We start from the raw sequence: 24889 nt of genomic DNA on the forward strand, positions 1-24889 counted from the left end.
TCGCGATGCGCGTCACGACCCGCAAGTCGCTCCGGGACCTCCGTCGGTCCCGCGCCCAGGTCGTCGCGGTCGCGGTCACGATCCTGCTCGGCGTGATGATCTTCGTCGCCACCGCCGGCGCCTTCGAGAACCTCACCGCCTCGTACCACCACACGTACGAGCGGCTCGCGCTCCCCACCTACATCGCCACGGGCGGCGACGTCGCGGCGGTCGCGAGCGCGGCGGACGATGCGGGCGCCGCCGCCACCGGCACTCGCGCCCAGTACGACCCGCCGATGCTCATCGCGGGCACCAAGCTGCTCGGCCGGGTGGTCGGCATGCCCGCCGGCGACCAGCCGGAGCTCGGCGCGATCGACGTGACCGAGGGCTCCTACCTGAGCGCGGGAGCCACCGACGAGGCGGTGGTCGAGACGCACGCCGCCTCGACGTTCGGCCTGGCCCCCGGCGACACGCTCCAGGTCTACGCGGCCGACGGCTGGCACGAGGTCACCGTGGTCGGCGTCGCCGTCTCCGCCGAGTACATCTGGCCGGCCCGAAGCCGCCAGGACGCCGTCTCCGATCCGCACTCCTTCGCCGTTCTCTACCTTCCGGAGGACACGGTGAACGCCTGGTTCGGCCCCGACAACCAGGCCCTCGTCGCGATGCCCGACCGGCTCACCGCATCGTCCGACAACGCGGTCACCCGGGCGATGGACGATGCGGGCGCGACCGCCATCCAGGCGTGGGAGGACATGCCGTCGCAGGCGACCCTCAACGAGGACCTCGACGGCTTCGACGAGATGTCCAAGGCCTTCCCGGCGCTGTTCCTCACCGCCGCGGGCGTCGCGTCGTACGTGATGCTGTCGCGGCGCATCCTCATGGAGCGACCCATCATCGCGACGCTCATGGCGGGCGGCGCGCGCCGCGGCCGGGTGCTGCGGATGTACCTGCTCCAGGGGCTGATGATCGGCACGCTCGGCGGTGTCGTCGGGGTGCTCCTCGGCGCTCTCGCCAACGGCGCGGTCACGTCCGCGTACACGTCGGCACTGGGCGTCCCCGACACGATCGTGGAGAACTACCCCTGGATGATCGCCAGCGGCGTGGTCTTCGGCGTGCTCGTCGGGCTGCTCGGCGCGCTCTTCCCCGCCCTCGCGGCGTCGCGCACCGAGCCCGCCGCGGCGATGCACGCCGCCGCCCCGCTGCGTCCGCCGGGGCCGTGGAGCAGGCTCGTGGCGCGGCTGCGCTGGATGCCGGTGCCGGCGCGCATGGCGCTCCGCGACATCGGGCGCAGCCCGCGCCGCACGATCGCGACGATGCTCGGCGCGGTGCTGTCGATGGTGCTGGTCCTCGCGTCCGTGGGCATCATGACGACGATGGTCCACGCGCTCGAGACCCAGTACGACGTCATCGACAACCAGGACGCGTCCGTCGCGGTCTCGGGCGGGACCGATGCGGCGGCGCTCGAGGCGGTCGACGGCGTCGATGCGGTGGAGGCCACCGTCGTGGGCCAGGTCACCGCGCGCGCCGACGGGACCGGCTACGCGACCGTGCTGCGGGGGTTCCGGACCGACACCGAGATGCACACGTTCCTGCTCGAGGACGGCACGACGACGACCCTGCCCGCCTCGGGCATCCTCGCCGGGGTGGGGCTTGCCGACGTGCTCGACGTGGAGGTGGGCGACCAGCTCACGCTCGTCACGGAGGCCGGCGACACCACGGTGACGCTCGAGGGCCTCCTCGCGGAGCCGATGGGGACGTACCTGTACGCCGCCGAGGACGTCGCCCGGGGCGCGCTGCCGGACGGCACCGTCGCGAGCTACGACGTGCTCTTCGCCGACGGCGTGGACCGGGACACGATGCGCGAGGACATCACGGCGCTCGACGGCGTGGTCGCCTACGAGGACTCGAAGGCCCTGCTCACGACCGTGCAGCAGTATCTGGGCCTGTTCTGGGCCTTCATCGGTGTGATGATCGCGCTCGGCGGGGTGCTCGCCCTGGCCGTCATGTACGTGACGCTCGCGGTCAACGTCGTGGAGCGGACGGGCGAGCTCGCGACGCTTCGCGCCGCGGGCGTGCCCGTGCGGAAGGTGGCCGGCACGATCAGCACGGAGAACGTCGTCGCAACGGCGCTCGGGCTGCCGTTCGGGCTGGTGGCCGGCACCATCGCGGCCGCTGGGTTCCTGTCGACCTTCTCGAGCGACCTCTTCACGTTCGAGCTGTGGTGGTCGTGGTGGGTGCCGTGGCTCGCGGCGGCCGGCGTCCTGGTCGCCTCGGCGCTGTCACGGATCCCCGCGGCGCGCGCGGTGCGCCGGGTCGACGTCGCGCGGGTCGTGAGGGAGCGGGCGGTCTGAGCCCGCGCGGGACCCTCCGCCGGCCCTCGCGCGCCGTCCCGGACCCCTGCGGGAAACCCGCCGACGTCGCCGAGGCATGGAAGAGGGCCGCGCCCGGGGAAGGACGCGGCCCTCGAGGGGGTCGACCGCTACTTGACCAGGACCTCGGTGTGAACCGCGTAGTACGGGTGGTACTCGAGGCCGGAGATCACGATCTTCTGCTCGACTGCATCGAAGGTGTAGTCGACGCCGAGCACCAGGTGCTCGAGGTTGACGTCCAGCTGCCCGGGCGCCGGGTTCTTGCCGTCGGTCGGAGCCGAGTCGTAGTAGCCGATGTGAACGGTGAGCGGATCGGAGAACTTCGCCTTCCACTCGTAGACATCGATGGTGATGCTGATCTTGCCGTCCGCGTCGGGTGGCGAGAACGACACGAAGCCGACCTTGTTCTCGGACTTCTTCGGGTTGCCAGCAATCAGGAAGTTGCCGCATGCGCAGGAGTACGGCGTGAACATCGCCCAGTTGGCGCCGCCCATCTCACCACCCTTGCCCCAGGCGGTCTCCTCCTTGGTGAATGTGGGCCCGCACGACACTTGGCACACATCGTCGGATGCCGCGGCAATACCTCCACCTCCGACAAGGAGCAGAGCGGACGCGAACAGGGTCGCCAGAATCTTCTTCATTGAAGTTCCCCCAGCTGTTTCGCCGGAGCGGCCCTCTGACGCCCCGCGGGGATCGTGTCCCATTTCGGACGCTATATCCGTTTTGTCACCGGCGCAATACGAGCGCGTTTCGTGTCCGCAGGGCTGGCGCCGATGCGCGACCGGGAGCGCGCGATCCCACCGCGCCCGCGCACGATTCGTGCGCACGACGGGCGACGCACCTCGCTCCCGACTATTTTAGGAATTGCTAAAACAGCGGAACCGGGCCAGGCGATCCCGCGGGGCGCACCCGGCGACGAGCCGCCGGTATGGACCAGCAGAAGGAGCGACCTCATGGACGCCGACCTCGACCGCGCCGCGCGCCTCGACGCGACGCTGGCCGCCCTCGCCGACCCCGTCCGCCGCCGCCTGCTCGAGCTGCTCGAGGTCGGTCCCACCTCCGCGGGCGACCTCGCCGCCTCGGCCGCGAGCCTCTACGGCATCTCGCACACGCGCGTGTCACAGCACCTCAAGGTGCTCGCGACCGCAGGCCTGGTCGACGTCGCGCCCGACGGCACGCACCGCTGGTACAGCCTCGTCGACGGCGCCGCCGACGACGTCGCCGACTGGCTCGCGAGTCTGCGGCTCAGCCGCGCTCGTGGAGCAGGTCGTTGATCTGGATGATCTCGTCGCGGCCCGGGCCCACGCCGATCGTGGAGATCCGACAGCCGGACAGCTCCTCGACCGCCTTGACGTAGTCCTGCGCGTTCTGCGGCAGGTCGGAGAACTCGCGGCAGCCCGAGATGTCCTCCTCCCAGCCGGGGAATGTCTCGTAGACCGGCTCGGCGGCCGCGAAGGCCGCCTGGTCGAGCGGCAGGTCCTGGTAGCGCACGCCGTCGACGTCGTAGCTCACGCAGACCGGGATCTCGTCGATGCCGGTGAGCACGTCGAGCTTGGTCAGCACGATGTCGGTGAGGCCGTTGATGCGCGACGCGTAGCGCGTGATGACCGAGTCGTACCAGCCGCAGCGGCGCGGGCGGCCGGTGGTGGTGCCGAACTCGTGGCCCACGTCGCGCAGGCGGTCGCCCCACTTGTCGAGCAGCTCGGTGGGCATCGGGCCCTCGCCCACGCGCGTGGTGTACGCCTTCGCGATGCCGATGACCGAGTCGATGCGGGTCGGGCCGACGCCCGAGCCGGTGCACGCGCCGCCCGCGGTCGCGGAGGACGAGGTGACGAACGGGTAGGTGCCGTGGTCGACGTCGAGCATCGTCGCCTGGCCGCCCTCGAACAGCACGGTCTCGCCGCCCTCGAGCGCGTTGTTGAGCACGAGCGACGTGTCGGTGACGTGCGGCGCGAGGCGGTCGCGGTACTCGAGCAGCTCGTCGGCGACCTCGTCGACCGTGATCGCGCGGCGGTTGTAGACCTTGACGAGCAGGTGGTTCTTCGCGACGAGCGCGCCCTCGATCTTGTCGCGCAGGACGGACTCGTCGAACAGGTCGCCCACGCGGATGCCGAGGCGGTTGATCTTGTCCGCGTACGCGGGGCCGATGCCGCGGCCGGTGGTGCCGATCTTGCGCTTGCCGAGGAAGCGCTCGGTGACGTTGTCGAGCGTGCGGGCGTACGGCGCGATGATGTGCGCCGCGTTGGACACGAGCAGGTCGGAGGTGTCGACGCCGCGCTCGTTGAGAGCGTCGAGCTCCTGGAACAGCACGCGCAGGTCGACGACGACGCCGTTGCCGATGACGGGCGTGCAGCCCGGGGTGAGGATGCCGGACGGCAGCAGGTGGAGCGCGAACTTCTGGTCGCCGATGACGACCGTGTGGCCCGCGTTGTTGCCGCCGTTGAACTTCACGACGTAGTCGACGCGCGAGCCGAGGAGGTCCGTCGCCTTCCCCTTGCCCTCGTCGCCCCACTGGGCTCCGACGATCACTGCTCCGGGCATCGTGCCCTCCCCTTCGCCCGGCATCCGGCCGGGACTTGAAATCTCGTGAGGCGCGAACGCCCCTCACAGGCTATCGGCCGATGCGCGCCGCACCTGCAGCGCGCATCGGCCCCGAACGTGCGGAGGCCCCCGCAGTCACGCGACCGCGGAGGCCTCCCTCACGATCAGGTGATTCAGATCTTCTTGCCGGCGGAACCGAGCTGCTGGCAGGCCTCGACGACGCGGGCCGCCATGCCGGCCTCGGCGAGCTTGCCCCAGGCGCGCGGGTCGTAGGCCTTCTTGTTGCCCCACTCGCCGTCGACCTTGAGGACGCCGTCGTAGTTCTTCATCATGTGGTCGACGACCGGACGCGTGTACGCGTACTGCGTGTCGGTGTCGATGTTCATCTTGATGACGCCGTGCGAGACCGCGGTCGCGATCTCCTCGGCGGTCGAGCCCGAGCCACCGTGGAACACGAGGTCGAACGGCTTCTCCTTGCCGAACTTCTCGGCAGCGGCGGCCTGGATGTCGCCGAGGATCTCCGGGCGGAGCTTGACGGCGCCCGGCTTGTACGCGCCGTGCACGTTGCCGAAGGTCATGGCCGTCATGTAGCGGCCCTTCTCGCCGAGGCCGAGACGCTCGATGGTGGCGATGCCGTCCTCGGGGGTCGAGTAGAGCTTGTCGTTGACCTCGGCCGAGTGGCCGTCCTCCTCGCCGCCGACGACGCCGATCTCGATCTCGAGGATCGTGTCCGCCGCCTGCGACAGCTCGAGGAGCTCCTCGGCGATGGCGAGGTTCTCGTCCATCGGCACGGACGAGCCGTCCCACATGTGCGAGTTGAAGATCGGGCCGTTGCCGGAGGCGATCGACTCGGCCTCGAGCTTGAGCAGCGGCTTCAGCCACTCCTCGAGGTAGACCTTGTGGCAGTGGTCGGTGTGCAGCGCGATGGTGACGCCGTACTTCTCGGCGACCACGCGGGCGTACGCGGCGAGGGCGAGCGAGCCGACGACGGCGTCCTTGATGGTCGAGCCGGAGGCGTACTGGCCACCGCCCACCGAGACCTGGATGATGCCGTCGGACTCGGCCTCCGCGAAGCCCTGGATGGCGGCGGTGACGGACGACGACGAGGTGATGTTGATCGCCGGGAACGCGTAGCCGCCGGCCTTGGCGGCGTCCAGCATCGCGGCGTACGACTCGGTGGTGGCGATAGCCATGGGTAACTCCTGAGCTTGTGCGGATGGAACCGCCTGCCATTCTGTCAGAAATCGATTCGTGCTGGGTGGCGAAGGTCCCAGAGCGCGGTGGCCGTCCGCGCAGGTAGGGACGATGCGCCACGCACCGGCCCGCGGTCAGGCGTGCCCGGCCTCGACGTCGCCGTGGAGGCGCACCCACGAGTGCATCGCGATCGCCGCGGCGGCGCCGGCGTTGATCGACCGCGTCGAGCCGTACTGCGCGATCGCGAGCGTCGCCTCGGCGACCTCGCGCACGGCGTCGGACAGCCCCACGGACTCCTGCCCGAAGACGAGCACGCACGCGCGCGGCAGCGCGTACGTCTCGAGCGGGACGGAGCCGGGCAGGTTGTCGATGCCGATGACGGGCAGCCCCTCCGCGACGGCCCACGCCGCGAGGTCCTCGACCGTGGGGTGGTGGCGGATGTGCTGGTACCTGTCCGTCACCATCGCTCCGCGGCGGTTCCAGCGACGGTTGCCGACGATGTGGACCTCGCGCGCGAGGAACGCGTTCGCGGTGCGCACCACGGACCCGATGTTGAGGTCGTGCTGCCAGTTCTCGATGGCGACGTGGAAGGGGTGCCGGCGCGCGTCGAGGTCCGCGACGATCGCGTCGTGGCGCCAGTACCGGTAGCGGTCGACGACGTTGCGGCGGTCGCCGTGCTCGAGCAGCTCGGGGTCGAGGCGCTCGTCCTCGGGCCACGGCCCCTCCCAGGGCCCGAGCCCGTGCGTCGGGGCCTGATCCGCATCGTCCACGCGCACGAGACTAGGTCACGCCCCCAGCTCGCGCCGCCCCGGCTCGTCCACCTTCCGCCCGAGGGAGATGTCCGCACGCTTGCCCGCCTCGGCCCCCTCGCCCCACCCCTCCGACGACGTGAGCACGCGGCGCCGCGCCGCCCGGAGGTTCGGGAACATCTCCTGATACGCGACCTCCACCTGCTGGGCGCGGTCGAGCAGCACCACCGCGGAGCCGGTGCCCTCCTCCTCGGCCTCGCGCAGCGCGCCCGCGTAGAAGGCCCGGAGACGCTCCGTCACGGTGCTCGTGTACGACCAGGCGAACGCCTTCTTGCGCGACTGCGAGCCGCCGTAGACGTCCATCTCCAGCCGCATCGCGGGCAGCAGCGTGTCCACCAGCGCCGCGACGATCGCGAGGTCCGAGGCGAAGCCGACCGCGGTGACGCGGCGGCCGCCGTGGATGACCGACCGGCACGAGAACACCCGCGCGATCCCGCACACGAGGATGATCTGGTCCTTGACGTACGGCGCCGCGAAGTCGAACGCGCGCGTGGTGGGCGTCTCGGCCTCCTCGCGGCTCATCCGCACGCCGGCCTCGTCGATCGCGTACCGGACCATCAGCCGCTCGGCCCTCTCGCGGGCGAGCTCCCGCTCGGCCGGGTACGGCGAGCCGCCGTCCGCGATCCGCAGGAGCGTCTGGATCTGGTCGAGGATGGCGTCGGGAGCGGTCACCCGACCAGCGTCGCACCGGGATCAGACAGCGGGCGGGTTCTCCACAGGCTCGATCAGGTCGATGCGCAGGGCCGCCGCGGCGTCCCGCGCGGTCGCCCGCGCCTCGTCCACGGACGCGCCGCGCGCGACCGTCACGGCGACGCGGCGGCGGCCGTCGACGCGGGGCTTGCCGAAGAGCCGCACGTCCGTGCCCGGCGCGGCCACCGCATCGTCCACGCCCGAGAACACGGGCACGCCGGAGCCCTCGGCGAGGACCGCGCACGACGCGCTCGGGCCGAGGGGCAGCACGGCCGGGACGGGCAGGCCGAGCACCGCGCGGGCGTGCAGCGCGAACTCGGACAGGTCCTGGGAGGCGAGCGTGACGAGACCGGTGTCGTGGGGGCGCGGGGAGACCTCGGAGAAGAGCACCTCGTCGCCGCGGACGAAGAGCTCGACGCCGAAGACGCCGCGGCCGCCGAGCGCCTCGGTGACGGCGCCGGCGACGCGGCGCGACTCGGCGAGCGCCGCGTCCGACATGGGCTGCGGCTGCCAGGACTCGCGGTAGTCGCCGTCGACCTGGACGTGGCCGATGGGGTCGAGGAACGTCACTCCGCCTGAGTGACGGACGGTGAGCTGCGTGATCTCGTAGTCGAAGTCGACGAAGCCCTCGACGATGATGCGGGTCCCGCCGGCGCGGCCGCCCTCGACCGCGTAGGTCCACGCGGCGTCGACGTCGTCGAGGCTGCGGATCACCGACTGCCCCTTGCCGGACGAGGACATCACGGGCTTGACCACGCACGGCAGCCCGACCTCCGCGACCGCGCCGCGCAGCCCGTCGACGGTGTCGACGAAGCGGTAGGGGGACGTCGGCAGGCCCAGCTCCTCGGCGGCGAGGCGGCGGATGCCCTCGCGGTCCATCGTGAGGATGGTGGCGCGCGCGGTGGGGATCACGGTGGCGTCGCCCGCGGCCTCGACCTCCGCGAGGACGTCGGTCGCGATCGCCTCGATCTCGGGGATGATCAGGTGCGGCCGCTCCTCGGCGATGAGCGCGCGGAGCGCCTCGGGGTCGAGCATGTCGAGCACCCGCGCGCGGTGCGCGACGTGCATCGCGGGCGCGTCGGCGTAGCGGTCGGCGGCGATCACCTCGACTCCGAGCCGGGTCAGCTCGATCGCGACCTCCTTCCCGAGCTCGCCGGAGCCGAGCAGGAGGGCGCGCGTCGCGGTGGGCGTGAGCGGGGTGCCGAGGGTGACGGTCATGCGCCCATCGTCCCAGCCGCCGGCCGGGACCGTGCGCGCGGCGGGACGATGCGGCGGGTCAGAACTGCACGTTCGGCGCCTGGCGCGCGGCGTCCTCGGTCTCGAAGTACTCCTCGCGGTGGAAGCCGAACATGTTCGCGATGAGCACGGTCGGGAACGTCTCGATGCGCGTGTTGAGGCTGCGCACGTTCGCGTTGTAGAACCGGCGGCCCGCGGCGATGCGGTCCTCGGTGTTGGTGAGCTCCTGCTGGAGCTGCATGAAGTTCTGGTTGGCCTTGAGGTCCGGGTAGGCCTCGGCGACGGCGAACAGGCGGCCTAGCGCCTGCGTCAGCACGTTCTCCTGCGCGGCCTGCTCGGCGGGCGAGGAGCCCGGCGCGGCGGCGATGGTGCGCGCCTGGGTGACCGCCTCGAGCGTCTCGCGCTCGTGCTTGGCGTAGCCCTTGACGGTCTCGACGAGGTTGGGGATGAGGTCGTGCCGGCGCTGCAGCTCGACGTCGATCTGGCGCCAGGCCTCCTGGACCAGGTTCCGCAGGCGGACGAGCCCGTTGTAGGCGGTGATCGCCCACAGGACGATGAGCACGAGGATCACGCCGAGCGCGATGAGGAACCATTCCATTGTGTCTCTCCTGACGTCTGTGGCGACTCTAGCGGGGCCCGGCCGGACCCTCCAGGGTCACGCGCGGGGCGGCCCCGCCTCGGGCTCCGGGTCGGTCGCCGTCCACTGCTGCGCCTCGTCGCTGCCGATGCCGGTGTACCGGCGCGAGTTGAGGACGCCGGGGGTGGTGGCCCACGCGGGCCCCGCGAGCGGCGCGTCGGGATCGCGCATCGCGGCGCCGGCCTGCGCGTAGCGGCGGAGGACGTGGTCGGGGATGCGGCGGGCGACGCCCGCGACCACGTCGAGCCGCTTGGCGAGCGTGTCGACGCCCTCGCGACCCGGGCTCCACATGAGCACCGCGCCGCCGTCGATGCGCAGCGAGCAGCCCTCGACGTCGTACGCGAGCAGCCGCTCGATCATCCGGGGGTCGACCACGTCGTGGCCGTACCTGCGGTCGCGCGCGATGACCCGCCAGCGCGAGTTGAAGGCGTGCGACTCGACCTCGATGTCGACGCCGCCGAAGGCCTGCGCGAGATGGTGACCCACGTGCTCGGGCACGATGTCGAGGCGCGGCAGCCGCACGGGCAGCTCCGCGAGCGTCACCTGGAACACCTGCGCGGAGGACCGCTCGCCGTCGGACTGCTGCTCGACCACGTGGGTGAACGTCGCGCACGGGACGCCGCCGTACCTGCCCTCGAGCACGTCCTCCTGGCGCACGCTCGACCCGCGCTGGTCGAAGGGCGTGCCCGTGAAGCGCAGCGAGTACTTCGCCGTGCGCGGCGTGTGCGACCAGCCGTGCTCGAGCGCGAAGCGCGCGACCTCGTCGCGATGGCGCGCATGCTCGACGTACTCCCACACCACGAGGCCCGCGAGCGCGGCGCCCAGGAGCAGCAGGATCCACGCCGCCTGGCCGCCGAACACGTACGCGAGCACGCCGAGGGCGACGAGCGCGCCCGTGCCGAGGCGCATCGACGTGATCCCTCGCATGGCCGCCACCCTAGCGACGCGGGCGCGGCGCGTGAAGGGCGGGCTCGCTCGCACGGGGCCCGGAAGCGGACGCGCCCGCGGCAGGCCCGCGGGGGCGAGGCTCAGCTGAGGCCGAGGTCCTCGAGGCCGTAGAGGTAGAGGTAGGGCAGGCCCTCGGCCTCGATCCTCTCCTTGGCGCCGGTGTCGCGGTCGACGATCACGGCCACGGCGACCACCTCGGCACCCGCCTCGCGCAGCGCCTCGACGGCGGTGAGGACCGAGCCGCCGGTGGTCGAGGTGTCCTCGACCGCGACGACCCTGCGGCCCGCGACGTCGGGCCCCTCGATGCGGCGCTGGAGGCCGTGCGCCTTCGACTCCTTGCGGACCACGAACGAGTCGAGGTCGAGCCCGCGGGACGCGGCGGCGTGCATGAGGGCGGTCGCGACCGGGTCGGCGCCGAGCGTGAGGCCGCCGACCGCGTCGACGTCGGCGGGGCCGTATCCGGCCTCCTCGAGCGCGTCGAGCAGCACGTGGCCCACCAGCGGCGCGGCGCGGTGGTGCAGCGTGATGCGGCGCAGGTCGACGTAGTAGTCCGCCTCCTTGCCCGACGCGAGGGTGATGCGGCCGTGGACGACGGCCAGCTCCGTGATGAGGTCGCGCAGCTGCTCGCGCGGGGTGCCGGTGGTCATGGGGTCAAGGGTAGCCGGGGACGATGCGCGGGCTCAGTCGCGCTGCTGGCTGCGGCGGCCGCGGGTGAGCCGCTGCGGCACGGCGCGCAGCATCGTGCCCGCGAGCGCGTACCCGACGGACGGCGTCACGACCGTCTGGCCGCGGCGCACGGCCGCGAGCGCCGAGGCCACCACGCGCTCGGGGTCGAGCCACACGGGCTCGGGGAACTCGTGCCGCATGTGGCTGAGCGCGTCCGAGTCGTGGAAGCGGGTGCGGACCAGGCCGGGCAGCACCGCGGTCGCCGTCACGCCGGTGCCGTCGAGCTGGCCCGCGAGCGCCTGCGTGAAGTCCACCGCCCACCGCTTGTGCGCGGCGTACGTCGAGTTGCCGAGGTGCGCGGCGACCGACGAGACGTTGAGGATCGCGCCGTGCCCGCGCGCGACCATCCCGGGCAGGGCGGCGTGCGCGAGCCGCAGCGGCGCGGTCACGTGGATGTCGAGCAGCGCGCGCTCCTGGTCCCACGTCGAGTCGAGGAACGATGCGCCGATGCCGAAGCCGGCGTTGTTGACGAGCAGGCTGACGGGCCTGTCCTCCGTCGCGAGCCGCGACGCGACGGCCTCGCGGCCCTCCGGCGTCGTGAGGTCGGCGGGGAGGAGCTCCGCGCCGCGCCCGGTCGCGGAGGTGAGCACCTCCGCGACCTCGCTGAGGCGGTCGCGCGAGCGCGCGACGAGCACCACGTCGTGTCCCGCGGTGGCGAGCTGCCACGCGAACTCCTCGCCGAGCCCGGCGGAGGCTCCCGTCACCAGTGCGATGGCCATGCGACGAGGCTACCGGCGCATCGTCCGCCGGTAGTTTGGTGCCCATGCGACTCGCCACCTGGAACGTGAACTCCATCCGCGCCCGCGTCGACCGTGTGGTCGACTGGCTCGAGCGGTCCGACACCGACGTGCTCGCCATGCAGGAGATCAAGTGCAAGCCCGAGCAGTTCCCGCGCGAGGCCTTCGAGGCCGCGGGCTACGAGCTCGCGATCCACGGGCTCAACCAGTGGAACGGCGTCGCGATCGCGTCGCGCGTGGGCCTGACGGACGTCGAGACGTCCTTCCCCGCGCAGCCCGGCTTCGCCAAGACCGGCGACCCGATCGTCGAGGCGCGCGCGCTCGGCGCGACCGCGGGCGGCGTGCGCGTGTGGAGCCTCTACGTGCCCAACGGCCGCGGCCTCGCGGACCCGCACTACACGTACAAGCTCGACTTCCTCGCGCGCCTGCGCGACGCCGCCGCGACGTGGTCGGACATGCCGACCGCGCTGGTCGGCGACTTCAACGTGGCGCCGCTCGCGACGGACATCTGGTCCGAGGAGGACTCGGAGGCCGTCACGCACGTGACCCCCGAGACCCGCGCGGCCTTCCACGCGTTCGAGGAGGCGGGCTACACCGAGCTCTCGCGCCGCTTCATCCCCGCCGAGCGCACGTACACGTTCTGGGACTACAAGGCGCTGCGCTTCCCCAAGGGCGAGGGCATGCGGATCGACTTCGTGTACGCGTCCGCGCCGCTCGCCGAGCGGGCGACGGGCGCCACCATCGTGCGCGACGAGCGCAAGGGCAAGGGCGCGTCCGACCACGTGCCCGTGGTGGTCGAGCTCGCGGACGCGTGATGACGGGCGACGGCTTCGCGCCGCCGCCCACGCTGGGCGAGCCTCGGACCGCGCCGGCCGCGACGCCGCCGGCAGTCCCTGCGCCCGCCGCGCGAGCGCATCGTCCTCGGCGCCGGTCCCGGCTCGCGTGGATCGTGGGAGGCGCGGCGGCCGTCGCGATCGCGGGCGGCGTGATCGCCGATGTCGCCCTCGAGGCACGGGCGCGGACGGTCGAGCCCGCGCAGCGCGGCGACACCGGGGCGCTTGCATCGGTCGCGGTGGTCGCGGGGCTGTGCCTCGCGGAGGCGCCCGCGGACGGCCCGACCGCGGGCCGCGTGACCGCCGTGCGGTGCGCCGAGCCGCACCGGGCCGAGACCGTCGCGGACCACACGTTCGCCGACGGCGCGTGGCCCGGTGCGGACGCGATCGCGGAGGAGTCCCTCGCCTTCTGCGCCGCGCGCGTGGCGCGGGTCGTCCCCGCGGACCTCGCAGCCGACCTCGGATGGCGGGTCTGGGCGCCGTCGCGGGAGACGTGGGCCGCGGGCGACCGGCTCGCCGTGTGCGTCGTGACGTCGGCGACGCCGCTGGTGGGATCGCTCGAGCGCGGCGACGCGGCGCCGGCCTGAATCAGGCGGCGTCGGCCAGGGTGCCCTCGAACGCGACCGGCTCCCCGGAGTCCGGGTCCGGCGCGTACACCGCGCAGACCGCGAGCCTGTCGCCCTCCGCCCACGCGTCCTCGAGCGGGTACGTGTAGAAGACGTCGAGCGCGGAGGTCCGGTACGGCTCGCCGACGTAGGCGTCGAAGCGGTCGACGCAGGCCTCCTCGACCTCCGCGATCACCGCGTCCTCGTCGTACGAGCCCGAGTCGAGGTCGAAGGCCGCGTAGACCTCCGCCTCGTGGACGCCGTCGCAGTCCACGACGGGCACGTCGCCGACCGTGTCGCCCGTGCCGGAGATCGTGAGGCAGTCCCCCACCGCGAGCTCCTGGCGCTCGCCGTCGGAGCAGCCCGCGAGCGCGAGCGCGGCGGCGAGGGACAGGGCGATCGGGCGCAGCATGCGTGCGACAGTACCCGGTCAGCCGAGCAGGCGGCCGCGCGCCGAGATCGCGGCGAGCACGGCCGGCTCGCCCTGCTCGATGAGCCACTGGAGCAGGCTCGCCGGGGCGGACGGGTTCGCGGCGATCGCGGGACGCAGCTCGGGACGCGAGTAGGCGAGCTCGGAGAGCTCCGCGGCGGTCGCGTACGGGCTGGCCGCGAGCAGGCGCTCCGCGCCGGCGCCCGCGGCGCCGAACGGCACGGCGGGCCCTGCGGCCGCGGCGGCGGGCGCGGCGTCCCCGCGCGCGGCGGGCGCCTGATGCGACGTGTGGAGGATCCGGCGGACGATGACGAAGATCACCGCGACCGGGACGAGCGGGAGCACGAGCACGATGGCCGGCACCGACATGTCGAGCACGTACTCGGCGAGGAGCGCGAAGCCGATGAAGGAGACGGCGCCGACGAGGAAGACGATCCTCGAGCCGACGGTCAGGGCCACGCGAGAGTGGAGAGAGGCGATGACGACGAGTGCGAGCATTCCCCCCGTGACGACGAGAGCCACAGACTCCGTCGACCAGCCCATCACCCGAACCCCTCTCCACCTCCCGCGTGAACCTCGACACGAGGTTCCCGTGACGGGACGGCCCGGACAAGCCCCCATTTATGGGGGTAGGCGCCCCGATCGCACGCGCTTCCAGGGATGTCGCCCGCGATTCGACTAGAATTCCGTGCCAGGGAAGGGGGGCCGTCATGACCGCCGCGAAGGAGCGCCGGGTCATCGCACTCGTCGAGGACCACGCGCTCATCTCCATCGGATTCCGCGACCTCGTCGAAGGCGCGCAGGACCTCGAGCTCGCCGGGCTGGTCGAGGGGGTCGACGCGCTCCCGGGCCTCGGCCGCACGCTCGACCTCGTCGTGCTCGACCTGCGGCTCGCGGACGGGTCCACGCCGGAGTCCAACATCGCCGCCATCCACGAGATGGGCGCGCACGTGCTCATCTACACGGGCGGCGAGGACCGCCGTCTCATCCAGTCCGCGGCGCGTGCCGGGGCGCTCGGGCTCATCCGCAAGTCCTCGGAGCCGGACGTGCTGCTCGACGCGATCCGCACGGCGGCCGCGGGCCAGGAGGTCTTCGGCACCGACTGGGCGGCCGCGATCGACTCGGACGACTCCCTCGCGGACGCCCGCCTGAGCGCGCGCGAGCGCGAGATCCTGTCGCTCTACGCCTCGGGCCTGACCGCCTACTCCGTCGCCCGCCACCTGGGCGTCTCCCGCGAGACCGTCGCCGACTACGTGAGCCGCATCCGCCGCAAGTACGCGGACGCGGGCCGGCCCGCCCAGTCGCGCGTCGACCTCTACAAGCGCGCGCTCGAGGACGGGCTGCTCGAGGGCCCCCAGTGAGCACGGTTCGCGCGTGACAGGCGCCGCGAGACCGGCCCGGGAGCGCATCCAGCGCACCCTCCTGCTCGCGGTCGGCATCGGCGCGATCATCTTCGGCGCCCTGCTGTCGTCCGGGGCGAGCGGCTTCCTGCGGCAGGTCGACCAGCTCCACGCGCCGTTCGGGATCCTCACCGTCGTCGTCGGCGTCGTCGTGCCCGCGCTCTACACGGTGCTGTCGCGCGTGCTCCCCATCCGGCCGCTGCTGCTCATCGCCGGCTGGACGTCCATGGTGTTCATGGCGATCCAGATCACGTGGCCGCTGCTGATGAAGGAGCCCCTGCTCGCGGACGACGCGACGCCGTGGACCCAGGGCATCAACGCCATCCACGCGACCGCCGCCGCGATCGCGTGGCCGCGCATCGCCGGCTGGGTGTACCCGCTCGTGCAGGGGCCCGTGGTGGCCTTCACGCAGATGCAGGTCCGCGACGACGCGGCCCTCGAGGCGACGCTCGACGGCCTCGGCGCGATCATCTACTGCCTCATCCTGTGCGGCGTGTCGATCGCGATGATCTCCGCCGGCGACCGGCAGGACGCCGCCGCGGCGCATGCGCGCGAGCAGGCCGCGCTCGAGGCGAGCCGGCGCACGCGCGAGGCCGAGCAGACCCGCATCAACGCGATCGTCCACGACGACGTCATGTCGGTGCTGCTCGCCGCCTCCCGGCCCACCCCGCCCGCGTCGCTCGCGGAGCAGGCGCGCCACGCGATCGCGAGCGTCGAGTCGCTCGTGAGCGGGCAGACCGAGTCGCGCGACTACGACCCCGAGGAGTTCGTCGCGGTGATCCGCTCGACCGCCGCGACCGTCGACCCTGCCGTGCCGGTGCGCTACGCGGTCGACGGCGAGTCGCCGCTCCCGGCCGGGGTGGTCGCGGCCTTCGCGGAGGCCACGGCCGAGGCCCTGCGCAACGCGCTCGGCCACGGCGGCCCGGGCTCCGACCCGAGCGTCGAGTGCGACGTCGCCGACGACTCCGCGCGCGTGGTCGTGTCGGATCACGGCCGGGGCTTCGCCGCGGGGCGCGTGTCGCAGCGCCGGCTCGGGATCAGGGTGAGCATCCTCGAACGCATGCGCACCGTCACCGGGGGCGACGCCGACGTATCGTCGACGCCCGGCGTCGGCACCACCGTCGTCCTCAGCTGGAGCCGCCCATGAGCGTCGGTCGCACCGCTCCCCCGCAGGCCTCTCGCACCGTCGACGTCAGCCGCCTGCTCGCGCTCAGCTCGGAGGGCGCGAGCCTGGTGCTGGGCATCTTCATCGTGACGAACGTGGTCTTCACGATCTCGACGATCCACTCGGTCAGCCCGCGGTGGCCCGCGTACGTCGCGGCGGTCATCGTCAGCGCGGCGGGCGTCCTGCTCGCGCGACCCCACCCGGACCCGTTCCCGCTGCGCGACTCATGGCTCGTCGTCGGGGCCGTCGTCGCGTCGACGCTGCTGATCTCGTGGACGCTGCCGACGGAGGGGCCGACCGGCCGCGCCTCCTGGCATCTCGGGTCGAACACGTGGCTCCTGTGGTTCCTCATCCTCCGCGGCCGGACGGCGCTCGCGTGGGGCGCGGCCGCGGCGATGGCCGCGATCACCGCCGTCTGGACGGCCACCACCGGACGCTCGGCCCTCACTGGCCTGCTCATGGTCGACACGCAGCTGGGACTCCTCGTCGTCGCGACGCTGTTCGTCACGAGCCTGCGGCGGACGGCCCGCCGCATCAACGAGCTGACCGAGCGCTCGGTCGACGCGGCCGCAGCCGCCGCGACCGCGGAGGCGAGCCGTCAGGTGCGGCTCCAACGCGCGGCGGAGGTCGCGGCGGCGTCGCTGCCGCTGCTCGAGCGCGTCGCCTCCGGTGCGCCGCTGTCGGACGACGAGCGCGGCCGCATGCGCGAGGCCGAGGCGCGGCTGCGGGACGGGGTGCGCGGGCGCGCCCTCGCGACGCCCGCGGTGCTCGACGCCGCGGCCGCGGCACGCGCGCGGGGCGTCGACGTCACGCTGCTCGACGACCGGGGCTCGGGCCTCGGCTCCGGCGAGGCGATGGCGCGGGTGGACGATGCGGTCGCGGCGGCCCTCGCGGCGGCCACCGGCACCGTGACGGTGCGCCTGCTGCCGCCCGGCCGCGACGAGGCGCTCACCATCGTGAGCGTCGACGGCGACCGGGTGAGCCGCACCGTGCTCGACGCCGCGGGAAGCACGACGGCGGCCTGACCCCGAGGGGCCGGACCGCCGTCTGCGTGTGGGGCGGGACGCTCAGCCGAGCGCCTTCGCCTTGAGCTTGTCGAACTCCTCCTGGGTGATCGACCCCGAGTCGAGCAGCTCCTTGGCCGCCTTGATCTCGCCTGCGGAGCCCGCCTCGCCCATGAGGCCCTTGGTGTACTCCACCTGCGCCGAGCGCATCGACTTCGCCGCCTCGACGTCGCGCTCCGCCATGCCGCGGCCGCGCGCGAAGATGTAGATGAGCGCACCGATGATCGGCACGAGGACGAGCAGCAGCGTCCACAGGATCTTCCCGAACACGGAGAGGTTCTCGTCACGGAAGACGTCGAAGACGAACCGGATGATGAGGAAGATGAACGAGATCCAGATCGCGAACCACAGCGACCACAGCAGGATGTTGAGGAAGTTCTCGAGGAAGTCCATGGCAGACCCTTTCCGCAGCGGGGCTCCATGCCCGGGCTGTCAATCACCACATTAGCGGGGGCGATGCGCGGTCGCGCGTGCATCGGCGAGGCGCGTCCGCGATGGCTGCGCGCGGCCCGACGCAAGGGACCATCGTCCCGAGCCTCGTCACGAGCCTCGTCACGCCCGACGGCGCTCCCGCCAGCGCGCGACCTCCGCCTCCACGTCCCGCACCAGGGTGACGAGCGGCGGCCCGTCGGCGGGTCGGCATCGTGCGGTGAGGACCCGCGCGTTGAACTCCTCGACCGCGTCGCGCACCGCCGCCTCGTCCCACAGCGCGTCGAGCCGGCCGTCGAGCGCGGCGTCCTCGCGCCGCAGCAGCACGGACTCCGGCGCGAGGTCGGACAGCCTCTCCCGCTCGATCAGCGCCTTGGTCCACCAATCGGGGTCGCCGCTCGTGAGGCCCGGGATGGGCTTGCCGGCGAGCGGCAGGTCGTCGAAGTCCCCGCGCTCCTGCGCCTCGACGATGCGCCGCTCGACCCACAGGTGCTGGGTCGCGGCGCGATCGCGGCGGCGACGTTCCGCGCGCCGCTCCTCGCGCTCGCGCTCCTCGTGCTCGGCGGCACGATGCGCGACGTCCACCGGGGTGTCGGCGGCGCGGTTCGCATCGTCCCTCGCGGCCGCGTAGCGCGCGGCATCGCGCACCGGGTCCGGAGCCTCGCAATCACGCATCGTCCCATGCTCGCACGCGACGAGCTCGGCGAGAACGGCCCGCCGCGCGCCCGTCGCCGACCGGGCATCGACGCCGGTCGGCGACGGACGACGCTCAGCGCTCCGGCGCCTCGTCCGGCCGCTTCCGCAGCACGACGGCGAACGTGTGGGAACGGGGGTCGTACGGCGCCCCGCCGACATCGCCGAGCACGCGCTCGACCTCGAAACCGGCGGCGGCGGCCTCGTCCGCGACCTCGCCCGGGGTCAGGCAGTGGATCCAGTTCCAGAACTCGCGCGTCCGCCCCTCGCGCTCGATGACGTAGTGGTCCACGGCGAGGCGCAGATCGTCGTAGCGCCAGGTCTCGCGCGTGCCGATGTAGGGCGTCGGCGCCCAGAACCCGCCCATGAGGTCGGGTTCGGTCACCCGCCCCTCGGCGAGGGTGTCGAAGCGGGGCGCGGCGGTCATGTCGGCGAGCATCACGCCGCCGGGCCGCAGCGCGGCGTGGACGCGGCGCAGCAGCCGCGAGCGCTGGTCCGGGCTGAGCGCGCAGTAGTCCTCGTAGATCATGATCGCGGCGTCGTGGCCGCTGCCGAGGTCGACGTCGAGGTAGCTGCCGTGCACGAAGGAGGCCGGCAGGCCTCGCTCGTCGGCGGCCTCTCGGGCGTGGGCGAGCGACCGTGCGGACACGTCGATCCCGAGCACGGTCGCGCCGTTCGCGGCGAGGCGCTCGGCGTACAGCCCGGGACCGCATCCGAGGTCCAGGACGCTGGAGCCGTGCCCGAGGCCGAGCTCGCGCGCGATCCAGGCCGCCGAGGCGTCGATGAACGAGTGGGGGCGCGAGGCCGGGACGGCCTCGGGGTCGAGATGGAAGGCGAGCATCCGCACGGAGATGTGCGGGTCGTTCCAGAACTCGGGCGTGGTGTAGGCGCTGAAGGGCGCCGGCTTGCTGGTCATGAGGTGCTCCTGTCAGGGGTGGTCGGATCGCGACGCGGCGGGGCGTCGGGCGGGATCTGACCTAGGAGCGCATGGGGCGAGGCTAGCACCGCGGCCGCCGGTGCCGGCGGGACCATCGGCACGCCGCGGAACGCACCGATGCTCGCGCGCGGGGACGGCGCGCACGCGCCCGGGCGCCGACCGGTCCGGAGACGACGAAAGGCCGGACCTGACGGTCCGGCCTTCGCATCTGGCGCGCCCGGAGGGATTCGAACCCCCAACCTTCTGATCCGTAGTCAGATGCTCTATCCGTTGAGCTACGGGCGCGTGACCCTCGCGGGCCGAGACACAACTATACAGGGTTCTGAGCGTGCCTCCGTACACACTCGTCCCCGCTCCGCACCCCGCCCCCCGGCGCACGCACGATCGCCACCCGAAGCCCCTGCTCCGCAGCGCAAATCTGGACAAACCACTTCACAATCCGGCCGTGATGGGGGCATGATCGGGAGTGATCGGACGGACCACGAGGGAGCCGACCGGTCAGGTCGCTGGGGATCTCGGAGGGGGCCGGAGATGACCGACATGTGGCAGGGACGTTCATGCCTGGTGACGGGCGGGGCGGGGTTCGGCGGGAGCCACCTCGTCGCGGAGCTCGTGAGCAGAGGGGCGGAGGTCACGGTCATCGACCGCGATCCGATCGAGGGCAAACCCCTCGAGGACATGGGCGTCGAGGACGACATCGACTTCGTGCTGGGCGATCTGCGTGACGGCACGCTCGTCCAGGACGTCGTGGGGGATGGCGCGTTCGACGTCGTGTTCCACCTCGCCGCGGACCCGATCATCATGAACAGCCTGAGCAAGCCCGCGTCCGTGGTGGACGACAACGTGCGTGCCACCACGCTCGTGCTCGAGGCCTGTCGCACCGCCGGGAACGACCCCGTCTTCGTGTTCGCGTCGAGCGGCGCCTACTACGGCGACAGCTTCGAGCCCGAGCCCATCCCGGAGACGCGCGAGCCGCGCCTCGCCTCGAACCTCTACGGGCCGTCGAAGATGGCCGCGGAGATGATCGTGCGCGGGTACGGCACCACGTTCAAGATCCCGCACGCCTCGTGCCGCTTCATGAACACCTACGGACCGGGCGATCGCCATGCCTCGCGCCTGGTCCCCCGCGCGCTGTCGCAGCTCGCGGCGGGAGACGGCTACGACTTCGGGGACCGCGACGACGGCTCGACCCGGCTCGACTTCCTCTACGTGGGTGACATGGCACGCGCGTACATGAGCGCGGCCGACCACCTCATCGCCGGCGGTGAGCCCGGGGCCTTCAACTTCGGCAACTCGACGCTGAACTCGGTGCGCGACGTGGCGGAGCGTGCGAGCCTCGCCTACGACGGCATCGCTCGCGAGCCGCAGTTCCGCGGCGTGCGCACCGGCCCGCCGCGGCAGCGGTGCCTGGACGTGACGAAGGCGCGGGACGTGCTCGGCTGGAGTGCGTCGACGCCGCTCGACGAGGGCCTGGCGAAGACGGTCGCGTGGTTCCGGGCGGGCGTCCCCGCCTCCTGAGACTCCTCCCGGGGATGACGTGGGCCTCGCGGCCCACGTCCGGCGTCCGCGTTGCTGCGGGGCTACAGTCGAAGGACCGGGACGACGGCGTTCGGGAGGCGGCGATGACGCACGACACGGGCATCCAGGGACCCACCGGGGCGAGGCTCCGGCTCGAGCAGGAGGAGCACGCGCTCGCGGCGGCGGCGCTGGACGAGATCAGGCACGGCGGCTGGCGGGACAGCTCGCTCGCTCGCGTCGCGGACGCGGCCGGTCTCACCCTTGCTCATGCGCGCGAGGTCTACCCCGACGAACGCGAGCTCCTGGTCGACGCGCTGCGCCTGCGGGACGACCTGGGCATCGAGCTCCTTCCCGACAGCCCGCGCGACGGGCGGGGCCTGCTGCAGGCCTTCATCGACATCGCCCGCTTCGGCACCGAAACCCCCGGCACGCTCGAGCTCTTCGGGACGCTCGCCACGGCCGCGACGGCGCCCGACCATCCGGGGCACGAGTACTTCCGCGCGCGCTACGCATGGCTGCGCGGCCTGCTCGTCGACGCGCTGCGCGAGCTCGAGGAGGAGGGCGAGCTCAAGCGCCGCTGCGACCCGCAGGGCGTTGCCGCGCAGGCGATCGCGCTGCTCGACGGGCTCCAGATCCAGTGGCTGCTCGACAGCGAGGCGATCGACGTCGAGGGGCTGCTGCGGTCCTTCCTCGACCGCTACCTGCACGAGCCGCTCGAGCCGGCCCGTCCCATCGTCGCCCCGGACGTGGCGGCGCAGGCCTGAGCCCGGACGCCACGAAGGCCCCGACGGTGTCGGGGCCTTCCAATGGCGGAGACGGTGGTGTCTGGTGTCGCGACATCGTTCACTGATGTGTCGCGACATCGTTCACAGGCCTGGTGCTTCGACGATGGGCCATGGCGGATGCAGACAAGAACCGGGTCATCGTGCTGGCGGTCGTCGAGGGCGGCCTGTCCGTCGCCGAGGCGGCGCAGCGGTTCAAGGTCTCCAGACGGTGGATCTACGCCCTCCTGACGCGCTACCGAGCGGAGGGCGTTGCGGGTCTGGAGCCGCGCTCACGCGCCCCACGCACGTCGCCACAGGCCACGCCCGCACCGGTGCGGGCCAGGATCGTGGAGCTGCGCGACGCGCTGACGGGCGAAGGACTCGATGCGGGGGCGGAGTCCATCGCGGACCGGCTCGCCCGCGAGGACCTGACGGTGCCGGCGACGTCGACGATCTGGCGGATCCTGCGTGAAGGCGAACGCGTCACGGCGCAGCCACGCAAACGTCCCCGCTCGTCGTGGACCCGCTTCGAAGCCGCCACCCCCAACGGCTGCTGGCAGTCCGACATGACCCACTGGCACCTGGCCGACGCCACCGAGGTCGAGATCATCTCCTGGCTCGACGACCACTCCCGGTTCCTGCTGCACATCTCCGTCCATGCGGTCGTGACCGCGCCGATCGTGACCACCACGTTCCTGACCACCGCACGTGAGCACGGTCTACCAGCGTCGACGCTGACGGACGACGGGCTGATCTACACCACCCGGTTCGCCAACTACAAAGGCGGCCCCAACCACTTCGAGCACGTCATCGCATCCCTAGGCGTCAAGCAGAAGAACGGCCACCCGGGCCACCCCCAGACCCAGGGCAAGATCGAACGCTTTCACCAGACCCTGAAGAAGTGGCTCGCGGCCAGGCCCGACGCCGACACGATCGACGCGATGCAACACGTGTTGCACACCTTCCAGCATGTCTACAACCACGAGCGCCCCCACCGGTCGCTCGCACGGCGCACCCCTGCCGAGGCCTACACCGCGCTACCCAAGGACCAGCCCTCGATCGAGCTCCTCGAGCGCCATTGGCGCGTCCGCCACGACATCGTCGACCCCGGCGGCACCATCACCGTGCGCTGGGCCGGCAAGCTACGCCACCTCGGCATCGGACGCGCCCACCGCGGAACCGACATCGTGCTCCTCATGGCCGGCCGCGACACCCTCGTCATCGACCGCACCACCGGCGAGATCATCGCAGAACACCACCTCGACGAAACCCGCGACTACCAGCCCAAGAAACACCAAAGGCCCCTCCCGAAGGAGGGGCCTTTGTGAACGATGACCCGAGACATCTGTGAACGATGTCCCGACACATCACAAATGGCGGAGACGGTGGGATTCGAACCCACGGATGAGTTGCCCCATCACATCCTTAGCAGGGATGCACCTTCGGCCGCTCGGTCACGTCTCCTGGGCGCGCGGGCCGGGGACCAGGGTACCGGTCCCGCGCGGTGCCGGGCAACGCGCGCCCTGCGCGCGCCGCCGGAGCGGAGAGTGTGGGATTCGAACCCACGGAGACGGGTTACGCCTCAACGGTTTTCAAGACCGTCACCTTCGGCCGCTCGGTCAACTCTCCCTGGCGCCTACGCGCCGGTCACATTGTGCCAGCCGGGAGCGAGGCCCGGGCTCAGCACCTGCAGCTCGTAGAGCTCGGCCGCCCGCGCGAGCTCGGCGTCGTACGTGAGGATCGCGTGGATCTGCGGGTGCGCGACCGCGGCCCCGAGGTGCAGCGCCGCGAACGGCTTGAGCACCGCGACCGCGTGCGTCGACACCGACACGTTGTGCTCGGAGAAGCGGATCACCGGGATGGAGCTGCGCACCATCTCGACCACGTCGAAGGCCTTCGCCTTCTGCTCCCGCGGATACAGCTCCGCGGCCTGGCGCAGCTCGGTGAAGCCGAGCTGCGTGGTCGCGAGCTCCTGGATCCGCGGCACCGCGAAGTCGTTGAACTCGTCGAAGTAGCGCACGCCCGGCAGGAACCGGCACAGGGCGGAGCCGTCGACGTAGATCACGCTAGAAGGGTAGCGCCGCTCGCACGCGGGCCCCGCGCACGTCGCCGGGAAGGGACGATGCGCGGGGCCCGGGAGCGGGAATGGGAGAGCCCCCGCGATGCGGGGGCTCTCCCGGCCTCAGCTGGGGTTCTGCGGGTCAGCGGTCGCGGATGCGGCGCATCGCGAGCTGGACGACGGAGATGAGCGCCTGCTTGGTGGCGGCCTTCTCGCGGGCGTCGGTGTACATGACCGGGACGTCGGCGGAGATGCCGAGCGCCTCGCGCACGTCCTCGAGGGTGTGGCGGGCTACGCCGTCGAAGCAGTTGACGCACACGACGAACGGGATGCCCCGGCCCTCGAAGTAGTCGACCGCAGGGAAGCACTGGTCGAGACGCTCGGTGTCGACGAGCACGACCGCGCCGATCGCGCCGCGCACCAGGTCGTCCCACATGAAGAGGAAGCGGTCCTGGCCCGGCGTCCCGAACAGGTAGAGCCACAGCGAGCCCGGCAGCGCGATGCGGCCGAAGTCCATGGCGACGGTGGTGGTGGTCTTGCGGTCGGTGACGCCGCCCGCGTCGTCGACGCCCACCGAGTGCTCGGTCATCGCGGCCTCGGTGTTGAGCGGGTCGATGTCGGAGATCGAGCCGATGAAGGTCGTCTTGCCGACGGCGAAGCCGCCCGCGATGACGATCTTGACGACGGTGGGCGCGGTGGTGGCCGCCGGCGCGGCCACGGCCGCGTTAGAGGGCTGCGATGCCATCGAGGACACTCTCCAGGAGACTGAGGGACAGGCCGCCGGACTCGTCGTGCGTGGTCGAGTCGTCGGCCGTGCCGCCTACGTGGATCTTCAGATAGTTGACTTCGGCAAGATCCGTCACCAGCACCCGGACCACACCCAGCGGAAGGCGGGTGTGGGCCGAGAGCTCGGCCACGGACTGGAACTGACCCTGAGCGAGCTGCAGGATCTTCTTCTTCTCCGGGGTGAGCCCGGAGGAAGCCTGGGGATCGGCCGTCGCCTCGACCAGCGCCTCCATCGGGAGGTCCTTGCTGGCGGCGCTCACGCGCCCGCCGGTCATGGCGTACGGACGGACGGTGTACGCCTCTTCCTCGCCGTCGTGCGGCATCGTGGCATCGGTCATGA

Annotated in this window: 28 protein-coding genes and 3 tRNA genes; 10 read left to right on the forward strand and 21 right to left on the reverse strand. The window is 72.2% G+C overall.

Annotation, left to right across the window (positions count from 1 at the left end):
* The first annotated feature begins 5 nt into the window (after window positions 1–5).
* Entirely contained in the window at window positions 6–2330 is a 2325-nt protein-coding gene (locus AOM07_RS09585; RefSeq protein ID WP_062313454.1) for an ABC transporter permease, read from the forward strand.
* Window positions 2331–2458: 128 nt separating this feature from the next.
* On the opposite strand, the gene AOM07_RS09590 is transcribed toward AOM07_RS09585, so the two are convergent.
* Window positions 2459–2989 (reverse strand): hypothetical protein, encoded by a 531-nt coding sequence (locus AOM07_RS09590; RefSeq protein WP_156171902.1) that lies wholly within the window; start codon window positions 2987–2989, stop codon window positions 2459–2461.
* Window positions 2990–3301: 312 nt separating this feature from the next.
* Between AOM07_RS09590 and AOM07_RS14750 the strand changes: the two genes are divergently transcribed.
* Window positions 3302–3622 (forward strand): ArsR/SmtB family transcription factor, encoded by a 321-nt coding sequence (locus tag AOM07_RS14750; RefSeq protein ID WP_062313211.1) that lies wholly within the window; start codon window positions 3302–3304, stop codon window positions 3620–3622.
* Here the strand turns inward: AOM07_RS14750 and AOM07_RS09600 are convergent.
* The 9 genes from AOM07_RS09600 to AOM07_RS09640 all read right to left on the reverse strand — a co-directional run bounded on the left by AOM07_RS09600 (window position 3594) and on the right by AOM07_RS09640 (window position 11848).
* Window positions 3594–4889 carry an adenylosuccinate synthase gene (locus AOM07_RS09600; protein ID WP_062313213.1) on the reverse strand — a complete coding sequence of 432 codons (1296 nt, stop codon included), beginning with the start codon at window positions 4887–4889 and terminating at the stop codon, window positions 3594–3596. The two genes, AOM07_RS14750 and AOM07_RS09600, sit on opposite strands and share 29 nt — an antisense overlap.
* 173 nt (window positions 4890–5062) lie before the next feature.
* A complete protein-coding gene (fbaA, locus tag AOM07_RS09605; protein ID WP_062313215.1) occupies window positions 5063–6082 on the reverse strand; it encodes a class II fructose-bisphosphate aldolase in 1020 nt (339 codons plus the stop codon).
* A 135-nt stretch (window positions 6083–6217) separates the two neighbouring features.
* Complete coding sequence (locus AOM07_RS09610; RefSeq protein WP_228374425.1) at window positions 6218–6853, reverse strand: TrmH family RNA methyltransferase; 636 nt, start codon at window positions 6851–6853, stop codon at window positions 6218–6220.
* Window positions 6854–6868: 15 nt separating this feature from the next.
* Window positions 6869–7564: a DUF2786 domain-containing protein gene (locus tag AOM07_RS09615; RefSeq protein ID WP_062313219.1), complete on the reverse strand. Its 696-nt coding sequence runs from the start codon at window positions 7562–7564 to the stop codon at window positions 6869–6871.
* 21 nt (window positions 7565–7585) lie between these two features.
* Window positions 7586–8800 (reverse strand): formate-dependent phosphoribosylglycinamide formyltransferase, encoded by a 1215-nt coding sequence (gene purT / locus AOM07_RS09620; protein WP_062313221.1) that lies wholly within the window; start codon window positions 8798–8800, stop codon window positions 7586–7588.
* Between the two features lie 58 nt (window positions 8801–8858).
* The gene (locus AOM07_RS09625) at window positions 8859–9416 is read right to left on the reverse strand and encodes a LemA family protein (protein ID WP_062313223.1); all 558 of its coding nucleotides are present in this window, start codon (window positions 9414–9416) and stop codon (window positions 8859–8861) included.
* A gap of 57 nt (window positions 9417–9473) precedes the next feature.
* Window positions 9474–10382: a hypothetical protein gene (locus tag AOM07_RS09630; protein WP_062313225.1), complete on the reverse strand. Its 909-nt coding sequence runs from the start codon at window positions 10380–10382 to the stop codon at window positions 9474–9476.
* 101 nt (window positions 10383–10483) lie between these two features.
* Window positions 10484–11050 (reverse strand): orotate phosphoribosyltransferase, encoded by a 567-nt coding sequence (gene pyrE, locus AOM07_RS09635; RefSeq protein WP_062313227.1) that lies wholly within the window; start codon window positions 11048–11050, stop codon window positions 10484–10486.
* 33 nt (window positions 11051–11083) lie between these two features.
* Window positions 11084–11848 (reverse strand): SDR family NAD(P)-dependent oxidoreductase, encoded by a 765-nt coding sequence (locus tag AOM07_RS09640; protein ID WP_062313229.1) that lies wholly within the window; start codon window positions 11846–11848, stop codon window positions 11084–11086.
* Between the two features lie 44 nt (window positions 11849–11892).
* Between AOM07_RS09640 and AOM07_RS09645 the strand changes: the two genes are divergently transcribed.
* Window positions 11893–12681, forward strand: a complete 789-nt coding sequence (locus AOM07_RS09645; protein WP_062313231.1) for an exodeoxyribonuclease III — start codon at window positions 11893–11895, stop codon at window positions 12679–12681.
* Complete coding sequence (locus AOM07_RS09650; protein WP_062313233.1) at window positions 12681–13286, forward strand: septum formation family protein; 606 nt, start codon at window positions 12681–12683, stop codon at window positions 13284–13286. Before AOM07_RS09645 ends, AOM07_RS09650 begins: the two co-directional genes overlap by 1 nt.
* A 1-nt stretch (window position 13287) precedes the next feature.
* On the opposite strand, the gene AOM07_RS09655 is transcribed toward AOM07_RS09650, so the two are convergent.
* Both AOM07_RS09655 and AOM07_RS09660 read right to left on the reverse strand, forming a co-directional pair.
* Window positions 13288–13716, reverse strand: a complete 429-nt coding sequence (locus tag AOM07_RS09655) for a septum formation family protein (protein WP_062313235.1) — start codon at window positions 13714–13716, stop codon at window positions 13288–13290.
* Window positions 13717–13734: 18 nt separating this feature from the next.
* On the reverse strand, window positions 13735–14193 hold the full coding sequence (locus AOM07_RS09660; RefSeq protein WP_156165399.1) for a variant leucine-rich repeat-containing protein: 459 nt from the start codon (window positions 14191–14193) through the stop codon (window positions 13735–13737).
* A 251-nt stretch (window positions 14194–14444) separates the two neighbouring features.
* Between AOM07_RS09660 and AOM07_RS09665 the strand changes: the two genes are divergently transcribed.
* From AOM07_RS09665 to AOM07_RS09675, 3 genes are read left to right on the forward strand one after another with little or no spacing between them, the layout of a single operon-like run.
* Window positions 14445–15095 (forward strand): response regulator transcription factor, encoded by a 651-nt coding sequence (locus AOM07_RS09665; protein ID WP_062313240.1) that lies wholly within the window; start codon window positions 14445–14447, stop codon window positions 15093–15095.
* 13 nt (window positions 15096–15108) lie between these two features.
* The gene (locus tag AOM07_RS09670; protein ID WP_062313242.1) at window positions 15109–16281 is read left to right on the forward strand and encodes a sensor histidine kinase; all 1173 of its coding nucleotides are present in this window, start codon (window positions 15109–15111) and stop codon (window positions 16279–16281) included.
* The gene (locus AOM07_RS09675; RefSeq protein ID WP_062313245.1) at window positions 16278–17324 is read left to right on the forward strand and encodes a DUF8320 family protein; all 1047 of its coding nucleotides are present in this window, start codon (window positions 16278–16280) and stop codon (window positions 17322–17324) included. The genes AOM07_RS09670 and AOM07_RS09675 overlap by 4 nt, the downstream gene beginning before the upstream one ends.
* 42 nt (window positions 17325–17366) lie before the next feature.
* Here AOM07_RS09675 and AOM07_RS09680 read toward each other — a convergent pair whose 3' ends face one another.
* The 4 genes from AOM07_RS09680 to AOM07_RS09695 all read right to left on the reverse strand — a co-directional run bounded on the left by AOM07_RS09680 (window position 17367) and on the right by AOM07_RS09695 (window position 19707).
* A complete protein-coding gene (locus tag AOM07_RS09680; RefSeq protein ID WP_062313247.1) occupies window positions 17367–17756 on the reverse strand; it encodes an SHOCT domain-containing protein in 390 nt (129 codons plus the stop codon).
* Between the two features lie 159 nt (window positions 17757–17915).
* Window positions 17916–18467, reverse strand: coding sequence for a DnaJ family domain-containing protein (locus AOM07_RS09685; protein ID WP_156171903.1), 552 nt, complete (start codon window positions 18465–18467; stop codon window positions 17916–17918).
* Between the two features lie 94 nt (window positions 18468–18561).
* Window positions 18562–19401 (reverse strand): class I SAM-dependent methyltransferase, encoded by an 840-nt coding sequence (locus AOM07_RS09690; RefSeq protein ID WP_062313251.1) that lies wholly within the window; start codon window positions 19399–19401, stop codon window positions 18562–18564.
* Between the two features lie 230 nt (window positions 19402–19631).
* Window positions 19632–19707 (reverse strand) — tRNA-Arg (locus tag AOM07_RS09695).
* A gap of 246 nt (window positions 19708–19953) precedes the next feature.
* Here AOM07_RS09695 and AOM07_RS09700 point away from each other — a divergent pair.
* From AOM07_RS09700 to AOM07_RS09710, 3 genes are all read left to right on the forward strand, one after another.
* Window positions 19954–20940: an NAD-dependent epimerase/dehydratase family protein gene (locus AOM07_RS09700; protein WP_169748148.1), complete on the forward strand. Its 987-nt coding sequence runs from the start codon at window positions 19954–19956 to the stop codon at window positions 20938–20940.
* A gap of 104 nt (window positions 20941–21044) precedes the next feature.
* The gene (locus AOM07_RS09705; protein ID WP_062313253.1) at window positions 21045–21704 is read left to right on the forward strand and encodes a TetR family transcriptional regulator C-terminal domain-containing protein; all 660 of its coding nucleotides are present in this window, start codon (window positions 21045–21047) and stop codon (window positions 21702–21704) included.
* Between the two features lie 131 nt (window positions 21705–21835).
* Window positions 21836–23032: an IS481 family transposase gene (locus AOM07_RS09710; protein WP_062313254.1), complete on the forward strand. Its 1197-nt coding sequence runs from the start codon at window positions 21836–21838 to the stop codon at window positions 23030–23032.
* Window positions 23033–23078: 46 nt separating this feature from the next.
* Here the strand turns inward: AOM07_RS09710 and AOM07_RS09715 are convergent.
* The 5 genes from AOM07_RS09715 to AOM07_RS09735 form a co-directional block, all read right to left on the reverse strand.
* Window positions 23079–23168 (reverse strand) — tRNA-Ser (locus AOM07_RS09715).
* A gap of 77 nt (window positions 23169–23245) precedes the next feature.
* Window positions 23246–23333, reverse strand: a tRNA-Ser gene (locus AOM07_RS09720).
* Window positions 23334–23340: 7 nt separating this feature from the next.
* Complete coding sequence (locus AOM07_RS09725) at window positions 23341–23769, reverse strand: PIN domain-containing protein (RefSeq protein ID WP_062313255.1); 429 nt, start codon at window positions 23767–23769, stop codon at window positions 23341–23343.
* 136 nt (window positions 23770–23905) lie between these two features.
* Entirely contained in the window at window positions 23906–24508 is a 603-nt protein-coding gene (locus tag AOM07_RS09730) for a GTP-binding protein (protein WP_062300051.1), read from the reverse strand.
* Window positions 24489–24887: a DUF742 domain-containing protein gene (locus AOM07_RS09735; RefSeq protein WP_228374426.1), complete on the reverse strand. Its 399-nt coding sequence runs from the start codon at window positions 24885–24887 to the stop codon at window positions 24489–24491. Before AOM07_RS09735 ends, AOM07_RS09730 begins: the two co-directional genes overlap by 20 nt.
* Between the last annotated feature and the right edge of the window lie 2 nt (window positions 24888–24889).

It is taken from the genome of Demequina rhizosphaerae (assembly GCF_000971255.1).
GTDB lineage: Bacteria > Actinomycetota > Actinomycetes > Actinomycetales > Demequinaceae > Demequina > Demequina rhizosphaerae.